Below are 16,633 nucleotides of genomic sequence, written 5' to 3'. Positions count from 1 at the left end.
CGAACCCGGAGAGTTGGGAAGACGTGGCTGACGAGGACAAACTCCGCGAATATCTGAAGCGGGCCGTCGCGGACGTGCGGGAGGCGCGACGCCGCCTCCAGGAGGTCGAGGACCGGCAGCAGGAGCCCATCGCCATCATCGGCATGGGCTGCCACTACCCCGGCAACGCCAACACCCCCGACGAACTCTGGCACCTCATCACCACCACCACCGACGCCATCACCACATTCCCCACCAACCGAGGCTGGCACCTCGACACCCTCTACCACCCCGACCCCGACCACCCCGGCACCACCTACACCCAACACGGCGGCTTCCTCCACAACGCCGACCAATTCGACGCCGAATTCTTCAACATGTCACCCCGCGAAGCCACCGCCACCGACCCCCAACAACGACTCCTCCTCCACACCGCCTGGGAAACCCTCGAACACGCAGGCATCAACCCCACCACCCTCCACGGCACCAACACCGGAGTCTTCACCGGCGCCATGTACAGCGACTACGGCTCCCGGCCCGACCTGCCGCCGGACGGCTTCCAGGGTCACCTGTTCAGCGGGAGCGCCGGAAGCATCGCCTCGGGCCGGTTGGCGTACACCCTCGGGTTGGGGGGCCCGGTGGTGACCGTGGACACGGCCTGCTCGTCGTCGCTGGTCGCCCTGCACCTGGCGGCGACCGCGCTGCGGCGGGGCGAATGCGACCTGGCGCTGGCCGGTGGGGTCGCCGTCATGTCGACGCCCGTGGCGTTCGTCGAGTTCTCCCGCCTGCGCGGCCTCGCCGACGACGGGCGGTGCAAGTCGTTCTCCGCGCACGCCGACGGCACCGGCTGGTCCGAAGGGGTCGGCCTGCTGCTCGTCGAGCGCCTCACCGACGCGCTGCGCCACGGCCACCGGGTGCTGGCCGTCGTGCGGGGCAGCGCCGTCAACTCCGACGGGGCCTCCAACGGCCTCACCGCGCCCAGCGGCCCCGCCCAGGAACGCGTCATCCGGCGCGCGCTCGACGCCGCCGGGCTCCGCCCCGCCGACGTCGATCTCATCGAGGCCCACGGCACGGGCACCCGCCTCGGCGACCCCATCGAGGCGGAGGCCCTCGCGGCCACCTACGGGCAGGACCACTCCCCCGACCGGCCTGCCTGGCTCGGCTCGTTGAAGTCCAACATCGGGCACACCCAGGCCGCCGCCGGGGTCGGCGGCATCATCAAGGTCGTCCAGGCCATCCGGCACGGCCTGCTGCCGCCCACCCTGCACGCCGACGAGCCCACCCCGCACGTCGACTGGGCCACCAGCGGGCTCGCGCTGTTGACCGAGGCCCGACCCTGGCCCGAGCGCGAGGGGCCGCGCCGGGCGGCCGTGTCGTCGTTCGGTTTCGGCGGCACGAACGCCCACGTCGTCCTGGAGCAGGCGCCCGAGCAGCCACCGGCGACCGGCGGGCCGCTGCCGGTGACGCCGTGGCTGGTCTCGGCCCGGACCGCCGACGGCCTGCGGGCCCAGGTGGACCGCCTGACGGAGTTCCTCCGGGAGCAGCCGGACGTCGAGGCCGGCGACGTCGCCCTGTCGTTGGCGCACCGGGGTTCGCTGCCCGTGCGGGCGGTGGCCACCGGCACCGACCGGGCGGCCCTGCTGGCGGCGCTGGCGACCGCGACGCCGACCACCGCCGCCGCCGGAGGTCGCACCGCCTTCCTGTTCACCGGTCAGGGCGCGCAGCACGCCGGCATGGGACGCGAACTACGGGAGGCCTTCCCCGTGTTCCGCGCCGCCTTCGACGAGGTGTGCGCCGCACTGGACCCCCTGCTGCCCCGGCCCCTACGCGAGGTCGTCGACTCCGGCGACGGCCTCGACGACACCGGTTACACCCAGCCGGCCCTGTTCGCCTTCGAAACCGCCCTCTACCGGCTCCTGACCTCGTGGGGCATCACCGCCGACCTGGTCGCCGGACACTCCGTCGGCGAACTCACCGCCGCGTACGTCAGCGGGACACTCACCCTGCACGACGCCGCGACCCTCGTCGCCGCCCGGGCCCGACTGATGCAGGCCCTACCGCCCGGCGGCGCCATGCTCGCCGTCGAGGCCGACGAGCAGGAACTGCTCGGGTGGCTGCCGGAGGGGCTGGACGTGGCCGCGGTGAACGGGCCGCGCGCGGTGGTGCTCGCGGGCGACGAGGACGGCATCGAACGCGCCCGCGTCGAGTGGGCCGGCCGGGGACGCCGGGTCCGCAGCCTGACGGTCTCGCACGCCTTCCACTCGGCGTTGATGGACCCGATGCTGCCCGCCCTACGCCAGACGGCCGCCACCCTCAGCTACGCGGTGCCGGAGATCCCCGCCGTGTCGACGGTGACCGGGGCGCTGGTGACCGGGGAATGGGGCGACCCGGGGTACTGGGCGGGACAGGTCCGGGCGACCGTGCGGTTCGCCGACGCGGTGGCGACGCTGCGCGCCCAGGGGGCGACCACCCTGCTGGAGGTGGGGCCGGACGCGGTGCTGTCGGTGCTGGCCGAGGGCGCGGTGCCGACCTGCCGGCGGGACCGGCCGGAGCCGCAGGCGGTGGTGGCCGCCGCCGGCGCGCTGTGGACACGCGGCGTGTCGGTGGACTGGCCGGCGTACTTCGCCGACGCCGCCGTCAACCGGGTCGACCTGCCCCCGTACGCGTTCGACAACCGCCGTTACTGGCTCGATCCCCGGCCGGCCGCCGCCGACTCCGCCGGGCTGGGTCTCGACCCGGCGGGCCATCCGCTGCTCGGCGCGGTGGTCCGCCGGGCCGACACCGACGAGGTGCTGCTGACCGGTCGGCTCTCGGCCGACACCCAACCCTGGCTGGCCGACCATCTCCTGCACGGCCGGGTGGTCGTGCCGGGGACCGCCCTGCTGGAGATGGCGGTCCGCGCGGCCGACGAGACGGGGCTCACCACGGTCGGGGAGCTGACCCTGCTCGCCCCGCTCGTCGTGCCCGACGAAGGGGCGGCGCAGGTGCAGGTGGTGGTGGGCCCGACCGGCGACGACGGGAGCCGCCGCGTCGACATCCACGCCCGGACCGTCGACACCGACTGGTACCCGGTCGCCACCGGTCTGCTCACCTTGGACGGGACGTCCACACCGGAGGGCCTGCCCCACTGGCCGCCGGCCGGCGCGGACGAGGTCGACCTGACCGGGGCGTACGACCGCCTGGTCGCGGCCGGTTACACCTACGGGCCCGCCTTCCGGGGCCTGCGTCGGTTGTGGCGGCAGGGCGACGTACGGTACGCGGAGGTGACTGTCGACGACCCGGACCGGTTCACGATCCATCCGGCCCTGCTCGACGCCGCGCTGCACCCGCTCCTGCCCGGGGTCGTCGACGACCTGCCGGCCCGGATGCCCTTCGCCTGGGCGGGGGTCCGGGTCCGGGCCGCCGGCGCGACGACCCTGCGGGTGCGGCTGACCCCGGTCAGCGGGGACACCGTGGCGGTGCTGGTCGCCGACGGGGCCGGTGGGCCCGTCGCCACCGTCGACGCCCTGTCGTTGCGACCGTTGGCCGTCGCCGCCGATGACGACGGACCGGGCCGCCCGGGTCAGCTGTGGAGCCTGCGGTGGCAGCCGGCCGACCCGGTGGACCCCGGGGCCGGGCGACGCTGGGCGTTGCTCGGCACCGGGCCCGAGGTGGCCTCGCTGGCGTACGCCGACCCCGGGGGAACCTGGCCGGTGCACGCCGAGCTGACCGAGCTGGCGCAGCCGCCGGACGTCCTGATCGCCGTGACACCGTCGGACGTCGCCGACGACGTGGTGGCCGGGACGCACGCCACGGTCAGCTGGGCGCTCGGGGTGTCCCGACGCTTTCTGGCCGACGACCGCTACGCCGACAGCAGGCTGGTGGTGGTGACGAGAGGCGCGGTGGCGGCCCGGCCCGGGGACTCCCCCACGCTGACCCACGCCGCCCTGTGGGGGCTGCTGCGCTCCGCGCAGACCGAACAGCCCGGCCGGCTGACCATCGTGGACCTCGACGACGACGCCACCGCCGCGCAGCTCGCCGGGGCGGTGGCCGGCGGCGAGCCGCAGGTGGCGATCCGCGACGGCCAGCTGCTGGTGCCCCGGCTCGGCCCCGCGGACGGCGTCGGCGTCGGCCGGCGGGAGGACGGCGCGACGGCCGCGCAGGCCCGCCCGCCCCGGTTCGACGAGGGCACGGTGCTGGTCACCGGGGGCACCGGCGTGCTCGGTGCGATGGTCGCGCGGCACCTGGTGACCGCCCACGGCGCCCGTCGACTGCTGCTGGTCAGTCGGGCCGGTGACCGCGCCGAGGGCGTCGCCGCGCTGCGGGACGAGCTGACGGCGCTGGGCGCGGAGGTCTCCTTCGCCGGCTGCGACGTCGCCGACCGGGACGCGCTGGCCGAGGTGCTCCGTGCGGTGCCGTCCGACCGGCCGCTGCGGGCGGTCGTACACACCGCAGGTGTCACCGACGACGGCGTCCTCACCGCGCTCACCGCCGAGCAGGTCGACGCGGTGCTGCGACCCAAGGTCGACGCGGCCTGGCACCTGCACCAGCTCACCCTCGACCGGGAGTTGTCGGCGTTCGTGCTGTACTCCTCGCTCGCCGGTCTGGTGGGGACCGCCGGTCAGGCGAACTACGCGGCCGGTAACGCCTTCCTCGACGCGCTCGCCGCCCACCGGCGGGCCGCCGGCCTGCCGGCGGTCTCCCTGGCCTGGGGGCTGTGGGAGCAGTCGAGCGGACTCACCGGGCGGTTGGCGGAGGCGGACCTGCGCCGGTTGGCCCGCAGCGGGCTGCGTCCGCTCTCCTCCGCCGCCGGACTGGCCCTGTTCGACCAGGCCCTGTCCGGTGGTGCGGCCCTGTACGCCGCCACCGCCCTGGATCTCGGACAGCTGCGGCGTAGCGCCGAGCCACCGGTGCTGCTGCGTGGTCTCGTACCGGCGGGGCGTCCGTCGGCGCGGGCGTCGGCGTCCCCCGGACAGGGCCTCGGCACGCAGCTCGCGGCGCTGTCCGTGACCGAACGCGACCGGGTGGTGGCGGACCTGGTCCGGACCCGGTTGGCGGGTGTCCTGGGCCATGCCGACGCCGTGGCGTTGGTGGCCGAGCGTCCGCTACAGGAACTGGGGCTGGATTCGTTGACGGCGGTCGAGTTGCGCAACCAGCTCGCCGCCGCCACCGGGCTGACGCTGCCGACCACGCTGGCCTTCGACCATCCGTCGGTGGGGGCGTTGACCCGCTACCTGCTCGACCGCCTCACCAACACCACCAACACCACCACCGCCGTCACCCGCACCACCACCCACACCACCGACGAACCCATCGCCATCATCGGCATGGGCTGCCACTACCCCGGCAACGCCAACACCCCCGACGAACTCTGGCACCTCATCACCACCACCACCGACGCCATCACCACATTCCCCACCAACCGAGGCTGGCACCTCGACACCCTCTACCACCCCGACCCCGACCACCCCGGCACCACCTACACCCAACACGGCGGCTTCCTCCACAACGCCGACCAATTCGACGCCGAATTCTTCAACATGTCACCCCGCGAAGCCACCGCCACCGACCCCCAACAACGACTCCTCCTCCACACCGCCTGGGAAACCCTCGAACACGCAGGCATCAACCCCACCACCCTCCACGGCACCAACACCGGAGTCTTCATCGGCACCATGTACAGCGACTACGGCTCCCGCCTGGAGCAGTTGCCGCAGGAGCTACAGGGATATCTGGCGGGCGGTAGCGCGGCAAGTGTGGCGTCGGGGCGGATCGCGTACACCCTCGGCCTCCAAGGCCCCGCCATCACCATCGACACCGCCTGCTCATCCTCACTCGTCGCACTCCACCTCGCCGCCACCGCACTCCGCAACCACGAATGCGACCTCGCCCTCACCGGCGGCGCCACCATCATGACCCAACCCCACACCTTCACCGAATTCGCCCGCCAACGCGGACTCGCCCCCGACGGACGCTGCAAACCCTTCTCCACCCACGCCGACGGCACCGGCTGGTCCGAAGGCGCCGGACTCCTCCTCCTCCAACGCCTCACCGACGCCCAACAACAAGGCCACCACATCCACGCCATCATCCGCGGCAGCGCCATCAACCAAGACGGCGCCTCCAACGGACTCACCGCACCCAACGGACCCGCCCAACAACGCGTCATCCACCAAGCCCTCCACAACGCCGGACTCCAACCCCACGACATCACCCTCATCGAAGCCCACGGCACCGGCACCCGACTCGGCGACCCCATCGAAGCCCAAGCCCTCCTCGCCACCTACGGACAACACCGCGACCAACCACTCTGGCTCGGCTCCCTCAAATCCAACCTCGGCCACACCCAGGCCGCCGCCGGCGTCGGCGGCATCATCAAAGTGATCGAAGCCATCCGACACGCCACCCTCCCCCCCACCCTCCACGCCGACGAACCCACCCCCCACGTCGACTGGACCACCGGCAACATCAAACTCCTCACCCACGCCCGACCCTGGCCCGACACCGACCGACCCCGCCGCGCCGCCGTCAGCAGCTTCGGCATCAGCGGCACCAACGCCCACGTCATCCTCGAACAACCACCCACCCCACCCACCCCACCACCACCACCCACCACCAACCCCCCACCCCACCAACCCCTCATCATCTCCGCCCACAACCACCACACCCTCACCCAACAAGCCACCCGACTCCACCACCACCTCACCAACCACCCCCACCTCAACCCCACCGACGTGGCGTACTCGTTGACCCGGCGCGCGGCGCTGCCGGTCCGGGCCGTGGTCGTGGGCGCGGACCGGGAGGAGATCCTGGCCGGCCTGGGCTCGGTGTCGGGCACTGTCGTCCCGCCGCAGGTGCGCACGGCGTTCCTGTTCACCGGCCAGGGCGCGCAGCGGGTGGGGATGGGTCGCGAACTGCGGGAGACCTTCCCGGTGTTCCGCGCCGCCTTCGACGAGGTGTGCGCGGCCCTGGACCCGCTGCTGCCCCGTCCACTGCGGGACGTCGTCGACTCCGGCGACGGCCTCGACGACACCGGCTACACCCAGCCGGCCCTGTTCGCCTTCGAGGTCGCCCTGTTCCGGCTGCTGTCCTCGTGGGGCGTCACCCCGGACTTCGTGGCCGGACACTCCATCGGTGAACTGGCGGCCGCACACGTGGCCGGCGTGCTGTCCCTGACCGACGCCGCCACGCTGGTCGGCGCACGGGCCCGCCTGATGCAGGACCTCCCCGCCGGTGGGGCGATGCTGGCGGTCGAGGCGACCGAGGCGGAGGTCGCCGAGGGGCAGCCCCGGCTCGACGTCGCGGCGGTGAACGGCCCCCGGTCGCTGGTGCTGGCCGGCCCCGAGGCCGTCGTCACCGAGGCGGAGGCGTCGTGGTCGCGGCGGGGTCGGCGGGTACGCCGGCTGGCGGTGTCGCACGCGTTCCACTCCTCGCTGATGACGCCGATGCTTGAGGCGTTCGCCGAGACGGCTGACGCGGTGCGGTACGCGACGCCACGGATTCCCGCCGTGTCGACGGTGACCGGCCGGCCCGTCCGGGACGAGTGGAGCGACGGCGGGTACTGGACGAACCAGATCCGCTCCACCGTCCGGTTCGCCGACGCGGTGGCGACCCTGGGCGAGCTGGGAGTGACCACGTTCCTGGAGATCGGCCCCGACACGACGCTGGCCGCGCTGGTCGACGGTGCCGTTGCGACGGGTCACCGGCGGACGTCCGAGACGCGGTCACTGGTGTCCGCCGTCGCGACGGCCTGGGCGCGGGGGGTGCCCGTCGACTGGGCCGCCTGGTTCGCCGGGACCGGCGCGACCCGGGTCGAGCTGCCCCGCTACGCCTTCCAGACCCGCAGCTACTGGGCAGTCGCGCAGACGCAGGCCGACACCGGCCCCGGCCGTACGGCCACCGGTCACCCGCTGCTCGGCGCGGCAGTCGCCCTCGCGGGTGACGATCTCACCTTCGACAGCCGGATCTCCCGACGGGACCTGCCGTGGCTGGAGGAGGTCCTGCCGGCTGCCGCCCTCACCGAACTGGTGGTCGAGGCCGGCGGGCGGGGCGGCACGCCCCTGCTGGAACAGCTCACGCTCAGCGGCCCCCTGGTGCTGCCCGCGGAGGACACCCTGGCGCTCCAGGTACGGGTGGCCACCCCGGACGCGCAGGGGCGACGCCCGGTGAGCGTGTACGTGCGGCCCGGTGACGACGGGCCGTGGCAGGTGCACGGCACCGGTGTGCTGGCCCCGGAGCCCCCCGAGTCGCCGACCGCTGCGCCGACCGGCGGCCCGCTGGTCGCCCTGCCCGAGCACCTCCACGACGAGGCGGGCCGCTACCGGCTGCATCCCGTCCTGTTCGACGCGGCCGTCCACAGCGACCTGCTCCCGGTCGAGGCGGGGACGGTCCTGGTGCCGACCGGGTGGCGCGGGGTGCACCTGCGGCACCGGGGCCCGGTGGCGGTCCACGCCGACGTCACCGTGCTCGACGAGCGGAGGGTCCGGGTCCGGCTCACCGACGGGGACGGCGACCTCGTGGGCACGGTCGACGAACTGACCTACACGGCAGTCGCGCCGCAGCAGCTGTCCCCGGCCGCCCCGGCCCTGCTGGCCCTGGGCTGGCAGCCGGCCGAGATGTCGACGCACCGGCCGGGTGGGGCCACGGTGGCCGAACTCCCGCGCTTCGACGCCCCCGTCGCCGACGCCGTGCACGCCGCCGCCGGTTGGCTCTCCGACCTGCTCGACACCGTGCCGGACGGCCGGCCGCTCGTGGTCGTCACCCGCGGCGCGGTGCGGGTCGACGACGACGACATGCCCGACGCCACCACCGGCGCCGTCCGGGAGCTGCTGCGGGTTCGGCAACGCTCCGCCGTGGGCCGGTTCGTCCTCCTCGACGCCGACGCCGACGAGGTCGCTCCCGACCTGGTCGATGCGGTCCTGGGCCTGGACGAACCCGACGTCGCGGTACGCCGCACCCGGCTCTACGTGCCCCGGCTGCGGCACGCCACCCGACCGGCCGGCCCGGGGTGCGTCCTGGACCCGACGGGCACCGTCCTGTTGACCGGGGCGGAGACGACGCCGGGTCGGATCCTGGCCGCCCAGTTGGCCCGCCGACGCGACGTCGGACGGCTGTTGACGGTGGGCGACGCACGGCTCGGCCGGGAGGCACTGGCCAAGATCCTCGCCGACGTCCCGCCCGGAGAGCCGTTGACCGCCGTCATCCACGCCGGGGACGACGATCCCGGCGAGGATCTGCCCGTACACCTGGACGAGCTTCTCCCCGGTCCGGGGCCCGCCGCGTTCGTGCTGGTCAGCACGCTGGACAACCGCGCCCTGGCGGAGGCGGTGGCGCGGCGGCGTGCGCACCGCGGACTGCCGGCTGTCGTCGTGGCGTGGGGGCCGCCGGCCGGGGACGCCGTCCACCGGCCGCTGACCACGACCCGGGCGGCCACCCTGCTGGACGCCGCGTTCGCCGCCGGACCGATCGGCGTCGAGCCGCTGTTGCCGGCCTCCGCCCTGGACCTGGCGGCGGTGCCGGCCGGCACCGACGTGCCGCCGGTCCTGCGTGACCTGGTCCCCCGGCCGACGGCACCGGCCACCCGCGACGACGGCGTGCGGCTCGTCGACCGCCTCACCGGCCTGGACCCCGACGCCCAGGAGCGGCTGGTCCGTGGCCTGGTGCTCGACCAGGCGGCACGGGCGCTGGGGCACGTCGACGCCACGGCCATCGGCCCGGACCTGCCGTTCCAGAACGCGGGCATGGACTCGATGACCGCCGTGCAGTTGCGCGACCGGCTACAGGCCGCCACCGGGCTGGTGCTCGCCCCGACACTCGTGTTCGAGCAGCCCACCCCGGCGGTCCTGGCCCGCTACCTGCTCGCGCAGCTCACCGCCGGGTCGGCCGGCACCGGTCCGGCCCCGTCGCTGTCGGCGCTGCTCGACCGGTTGGAGGCGACGGTGGCCGCCCGGGACGACGCCGACCCCGAGACGCCCCAGCTCGTCGCGCGCCTACAGGCGGTGCTGACCCGGCTCACCGACGAACGCGCGGCACCGGACGTCGACCCGACGGCCCGGCTCGCGACCGCCTCGGCCGACGAGATCTTCCACCTCATCGACACCGAACTGGGCCGCCGCGCCGACTGACGAAGGAGACGGACCCGATGTCCAACGAAGAGAAGCTCGTCGACTACCTCAAGTGGGTCACGGCCGACCTCCAGAAGGCACGCGGACGGATCGCCGAACTGGAGGCCGGCGACCGGGACCCGGTGGTGGTCGTCGGCATGTCGTGCCGGTTTCCCGGTGCCGCCAACGCCGACGAACTGTGGCAGGTCGCGGTCGGTGAGCGCGACGAGATCAGCGCCTTCCCGACCGACCGGGGCTGGGACGTCGAGGCGCTCTACCACCCCGACCCGGCCCACCCGGGCACGACCTACATCCGGGAGGCCGGCTTCGTCGACTCGGCCGGCCGGTTCGACGCCGCGTTCTTCGGGATCTCACCCCGGGAGGCGCTGGCGATGGATCCGCAGCAGCGGATTCTGCTGGAGGCCGCCTGGGAGGCGCTGGAGGACGCCGGCATCGACCCGACCGGCCTGCGGGAGAGCCGCACGGGGGTCTTCGCGGGGCTGGTGGAGCAGAGCTATCTCGGCCTCGACGCGCCTGCCGAGTTCGAGGGCTACCAGATGACCAGCAAGCTCAGCAGCATGGCGTCGGGTCGGATCGCGTACACCCTCGGGTTGGAGGGGCCGGCGGTGTCGATCGACACGGCGTGCTCGTCGGCACTCGTCGCGGTGCACCTGGCCGCGCAGTCGTTGCGCGCGGGCGAGTCCACACTGGCCCTGGCCGGTGCGTCGTACGTCGCCGCGCACCCCGGCGGGTATCTCGACGGGGCCCGGCAACGGGGCCTCGCCGCCGACGGCCGCTGCAAGCCGTTCGCCGCCGCGGCGGACGGTATCGGCTGGTCGGAGGGGGCCGGACTGGTCGTCCTCGAACGTCTCTCCGACGCCCGACGCCACGGTCACCGGGTCCTCGCGCTGATCCGCGGCAGCGCCGTCAACTCCGACGGCGCGTCCAACGGGCTGACCGCGCCGCACGGCCCGGCCCAGGAGCGGGTGATCAGGCAGGCGCTGGCGAGCGCCGGCCTGACCCCCGCCGACGTCGACGCCGTGGAGGCACACGGCACGGGCACCCGGCTGGGCGACCCGATCGAGGCCCGGGCGCTGCTCAACACCTACGGTGCGGCGAGGGCACCCGGACGACCGCTGCTCGTCGGGTCGCTGAAGTCCAACATCGGGCACGCCCAGGCCGCCTCCGGCATCGGCGGCATCATCAAGATGATCCAGGCCCTGCGGCACGGCGTGCTGCCCCGGCTCCTGCACCTGGACGAACCGACCCCGCTGGTCGACTGGTCCGTCGGTGACCTGGAACTGCTCGCCGAGACGCGGCCGTGGCCGGTGACCGGGGCACCCCGGCGGGGCGCGGTGTCGGCGTTCGGCGCGAGCGGCACCAACGCGCACCTGATCCTCGAACAGGCCCCCGCCCCGGACGACCCGCCCGCGGAGCCGGACGACGCGAAGGCCACCGCCCTGCCCTGGTTGTTGTCGGCCCGGACCCCGCAGGCGCTGCGGGCACAGGCCGCCCGCCTCGGCGGACACCTGCGGGACCTGCCGGAGGCCGCCGAGCCCGCGACGCTGCGGGACGTGGCGTTCTCGCTGGCCACCACCCGTGCCGTACTGGAGCAGCGGGCCGCCGTGGTCGGCCGGGAACTGCCCGAGGTGCTGGCCGGCCTCGACGCCCTGGCGGCGGGCGGGACGGCCGAACACGTGGTCACCGGCACGGCCGCCGACCGTGGCCGGACGGTCTTCGTCTTTCCCGGCCAGGGCAGCCAGTGGCCGGCCATGGCCGCCGAGTTGCGCCGCACCTCCGACGAGTTCGCCGACCGGATCGCCGAGTGCGTGAAGGCGTTCGAGCCGTACCTGGACTGGTCGCTCGACGACGTGTTGCGGGGCGCCCCCGACGCCCCGGGCCTCGACCGGCTCGACGTGGTGCAGCCGGCCCTGTTCGCCGTGCACGTCTCGCTGGCCGCCGTCTGGCAGGCGGCGGGGCTTCGGCCGGCCGCCGTCGTCGGCCACTCCCAGGGCGAGATCGCCGCCGCGGTCGTCGCCGGGGCGCTGAGCCTCCAGGACGGCGCGCGGGTGATCGCGGTCCGCAGCCGGCTCGCCCTCGCGTTGGAGGGTCGGGGTGGGATGGGGGCCGTCGCCCTGCCCCGCGCGGTCGTGGAGCGTCGGCTGGCCGACTGGGACGGTCGCCTCACGGTCGCGGTGGAGAACGGTCCGACGTCGGTGCTCGTCGCCGGTGACCGGGACGCCCTCGGCGAGTTCCTCGCCCGGTGCGCCGCCGAGGGCACCCGGACGAAACGCTTCCCGGCCGACTTCCCGTCGCACTCCCCGCAGGTGGCCGCGATCCGCGACGAGATGCTCGCCGCGCTCGCCGGGATCAGCCCGCGCCCCGGCACGGTTCCGCTGCTGTCGACAGTGACCGGGGACTGGCTCGACACGTCCACCATGGACGCCGGCTACTGGTACGACAACATGCGTCGGCCGGTGGAGTTCTCCTCGGCCGTCCGCGCCCTCGCCGACGCCGGGCACGGGGTGTTCGTCGAGGTGAGCGCGCACCCGGTGCTGATCGGCCCACTGCGCGACAACCTGGGGGAGGCGGCCGTGGTCGCCGGCACGCTGCGCCGCGACGCGGGCGGCCCGGCACAGTTCCACCGGTCCTTCGCCGAGCTGCACGTGCAGGGCGTCGCGGTCGACCGGGCGTACCCGTTCGCGGGGTCGGGGGCGCGGCCGGTCCGGCTGCCGACGTACCCGTTCCAGCAGGAGCGTTACTGGCACGTGGCCGGCGGGCGGTCCCGGGAGGCCGGCGGGCTGGGTCTGCGGGCCACCGACCACCCGTTGCTCGGGGTGGCGGTCCCGGTGGCGGGTAGCGCGGAGACGCTGTTCAGCAGCCGGTTGTCCCGGGCGGCCGTGCCCTGGCTGACCGGGCACACCGTGGCCGGCCAACCGGTGGTGCCGTCGGCGGCCCTGCTGGAGCTGGCGGTACGCGCGGGCGACGAGGTGGGTGCGAACGTGGTGGGCGAGTTGCGGGTCGTCGCACCGCTGGTGCTGCCCGCGCGGGGTGGGCTGCACCTCCAGGTCCGGGTCGGTCCCCCGGACGAGCGGCAGGCCCGGCAGGTCACCGTGCACGCCCGGCCGGAGGACGGCGAGGTGAGCTGGCGGCTGCACGCCGAGGGCGAACTCGGGGTCCGCGCGGCCCTCGACGTCACCCCCGACAGGCAGTGGCCGCCTGACGACGCCGTCGAGATCCCGTCCGACGAGGTCCACGAGCGGTGCTCCTGCGCCGACGTCCGGTACGAGCCGCAGCTGCACGCGGTGACCGCGGCCTGGACGGTCCCCGGTTCGTCGACCGTCCACGCCGAACTCACCCTGCCCGCCGGGCTGGTCGACGAGGTGTCCCCCTACGCCACCCACCCCGTACTCGTCGAGGCGGTCGCGCAGGCGGCGCGGCTCGCGACGCCGGGCGGGGCCCGGGTGGTCGCCGGCTGGCGTGGCTGGCAGGTGCACGCCGTCGGTGCGACGACGGTGCGGGCCCGGGTGACGCCCACGCCCGACGGCGCGTTCCGGGCCGTCCTCACCGACCTCGCCGGCCGGGTGGTGGCCACCCTCGACGCGCTCCGGTTCGCCGAACTCGATCCGGTGGCGCTCTCCCGGGCCGGTGACCGCGCCCACGATGCCCTGCTGCACCTGGGCTGGGAGGCGATCGAGCTGCCCGACCCGGCGACGCCGACGACCTGGGCCGTCCTCGCGCCCGAGGCCCCGGACCGGCCGGAGACGTTGGTCCGGGCGCTGGCCGGGGTCGCCGGGGCGGACGCCGTGCGCTACGACTGCCGGTCGGCCGCCGCGGGCGGGGCGGACAGCGCCGCCGAGGCCCACCGGCACGCCCGGCGCGTACTGCTGCTGGTGCAGGCGTGGCTCGCCGATCCGACGCTCGACGACGTGCCGCTCGTGGTGACCACCCGGGGTGCCGTCGGTGCGCCGGTGACCGACCCGGCGGCGGCCACGGTCTGGGGTCAGCTGCGGTCGGCCCAGTCCGAGAACCCGGGGCGCTTCGTGCTGGTCGACGGCGGGTCCGACGACGTCGGGTCCACCGGGCTGCTGTCGGCAGTCGTCCGGGCCGGCCTGTCCCAGTGCGCCGTCCGGGCCGGCCGGGTGCTGCTCCCCCGGCTGCGCCGGGCACCCGAGCCACCGGCGACGCCGCCGGTCTGGCGGCCGGGCGGCACGGTGCTGATCACCGGCGGTACGGGTACCCTCGGCCGGCTCTTCGCCCGGCACCTGGTCACCCGGCACGGCGTCACCGACCTGCTGCTGACCAGCCGGCGCGGCCGGCAGGCCCCCGGCGTCGACCTCCTCGTCGAGGAGTTGACCGCGCTGGGCGCACGGGTCACGGTGGCCGCCTGCGACACCGCCGACCGGGAGGCGCTCGCCGCGACCCTGGCGGCCCTGCCGGCCGACCGTCCGTTGACCGGGGTGGTGCACGCGGCGGGCACCATCGACGACGGCCTCGTCACGGCGGTGACCCCGGCGCGGCTGGCGGCGGTGCTGCGGCCCAAGGTGGACGCGGCCTGGCACCTGCACGAGCTGACCCGGCACCTCGACCTGTCGGCGTTCGTGCTGTTCTCCTCGCTGGCCGGCGTCATCGGCGGTGCCGGACAGTCCAGCTACGCCGGCGCGAACACCTTCCTGGACGCGCTCGCCGAGCACCGGCGGGCGCTCGGGCTCGCGGCCACCTCGGTCGCCTGGGGGCTGTGGGCGGTCAGCGGCGCGGACGGGGAGTTGAGCAGCGCCGACGTCGAGCGGATCACCCGGGCCGGTTACCCACCGATCGCCACCGAGCAGGGGCCGCCGATGCTCGACGCGGCGCTCGCGTTGCAGTGGGCGACCTCGGTGGCCGCACCGCTCGACCTCGCCGCCCTGCGCGGGCAGCCGTCGGCGGTGCCGGCGTTGTTCGACGGGTTGCTCCGTCAGCCGCGCCGGGGACGTGTCCGCAACGACGCGACGTCGGGCCCGTCGCTCACCGAGGCCCTGGCCGGCCTACCCGTCGAGGAACGCCGCGAGCTGCTCGTCCAGGTGGTGCGGGCCGAGGCCGGGGCGGTGCTGGGTCACGCCGACCCCGCCGGGATACCGGTCGGGCAGCCGTTCACGGAGCTCGGCTTCGATTCCCTGACCGGGGTGGAGTTCCGCAACCGGCTCGGCGCGCTGACCGAGCTGCGGCTGCCCACCACGTTCGTCTTCGACCACCCGAACGTCGACGCCGTGGCCACGTTCCTCGACGGGCAGCTCGGTGGTGACGTCGCGCCCGCCGCCCCGGTGGAGATCGACTTCGCTGCCGAGGTACGGCTCGCCGAGGACATCCGGCCCGCCGCCGACCTCGTCCGCGTCGTGGAGGATCCGCGTGCGGTGCTGCTGACCGGCGCGACCGGTTTCCTCGGCGCGTTCCTGCTGCGGGACCTGCTGCGCGACACCGACGCCCGGGTGCACTGCCTGGTCCGGGCGGCGGACGGGGAGGCGGCGTGGCAGCGGCTGCGCGCCAACCTGGAGTGGTACGGCATCGGGAACGAGATCGACGCGGAGCGGGTGGTGGTGGAGGTCGGCGACCTCGCCGCACCCGGACTGGGCCTGGACGGCGACCGGTACGACGTCCTCGCCCGTACGGTCGACGCGGTCTACCACGCCGGCGCGGCCGTCAACTGGGTGCAGCCGTACGCCACGGTGAAGGGGGCGAACGTGCTGGGCACGGAGGAGATCCTGCGACTGGCGGCGCGGTACCGCACCGTGCCGGTGCACCACGTCTCCACGCTCGGCGTCTTCGTCGGCAGGGACACCGCCGGGGTGCCCATCCGGGCCAGCGACCCGACCGGTCCCGGCAGCACCCTGCCCACCGGGTACACCCAGAGCAAGTGGGTGGCCGAGCAGATGATCGAGATCGGCCGCGCCCGTGGGCTGCCGATCTCCGTCTACCGGATCGACCTGATCGCCGGGGACGACCGTACCGGGGCGTGCCAGAGCCGGGACTTCGTCTGGCTGGCGGTGAAGGGCATGCTCCAGGCCGCCGCCGTGCCGGGGCGCATCCCGGTGCGGTTCCGGCTGATGCCGGTCAGCTACAGCAGCGCCGCGATCGTGCACATCTCCCGGCGGGCGCAGGCCGCCGGGGGCACGTTCCACGTGGCCAACCAGAGCGCCGTGACGTTCGGGGAGATGGTGGACGAGCTGCGGGCGGCCGGCTACCGGCTGACCGACCGCGACCCGCAGGACTGGCGGGCCGCGATCACCGGTGACCCGGAGAACGCGCTGCTGCCGCTGCTGGACGCCTTCGAGGTGATGGCGCAGGCCCCGGAGCGGTTCTACCCGCCGGTGGACGACCGGGAGACCGTCGAGGCGCTCGCGGGCAGCGGCATCGTCTGCCCACCGGCGACCCGGGCGCTGTTCCGCCGGCACGTCGAGTTCTTCGTCGCCCGCGGGTACCTGCCCGCCGCACCGTCCGACGGGTCGTGACCCGTCGGACGGTGCCGGGCCGGCGGCACCGTCCGCGCCCGGTCACCGGGCCCGCCGGGTGCGTACCCGGCGGGCCCGGTGACCGGA

The 16,633-nt window shown here is 74.8% G+C and carries 2 protein-coding genes; both read left to right on the top strand.

Translation table 11 applies throughout. From position 1 onward, the window contains the following. The first annotated feature begins 23 nt into the window (after nucleotides 1-23). On the top strand, nucleotides 24-10,082 hold the full coding sequence (locus ACWCHM_RS07705) for an SDR family NAD(P)-dependent oxidoreductase (protein WP_454221870.1): 10,059 nt from the start codon (nucleotides 24-26) through the stop codon (nucleotides 10,080-10,082). 17 nt (nucleotides 10,083-10,099) lie between these two features. Further along, on the top strand, nucleotides 10,100-16,546 hold the full coding sequence (locus tag ACWCHM_RS07700; RefSeq protein ID WP_454221869.1) for a thioester reductase domain-containing protein: 6,447 nt from the start codon (nucleotides 10,100-10,102) through the stop codon (nucleotides 16,544-16,546). Nucleotides 16,547-16,633 lie beyond the last annotated feature (87 nt).

The sequence above is a fragment of the Micromonospora sp. SCSIO 07396 genome (assembly GCF_053667945.1).
The sequence above is the reverse complement of the archived record's forward strand: the minus strand, read 5'-3'. Positions and strand labels throughout refer to the sequence as shown.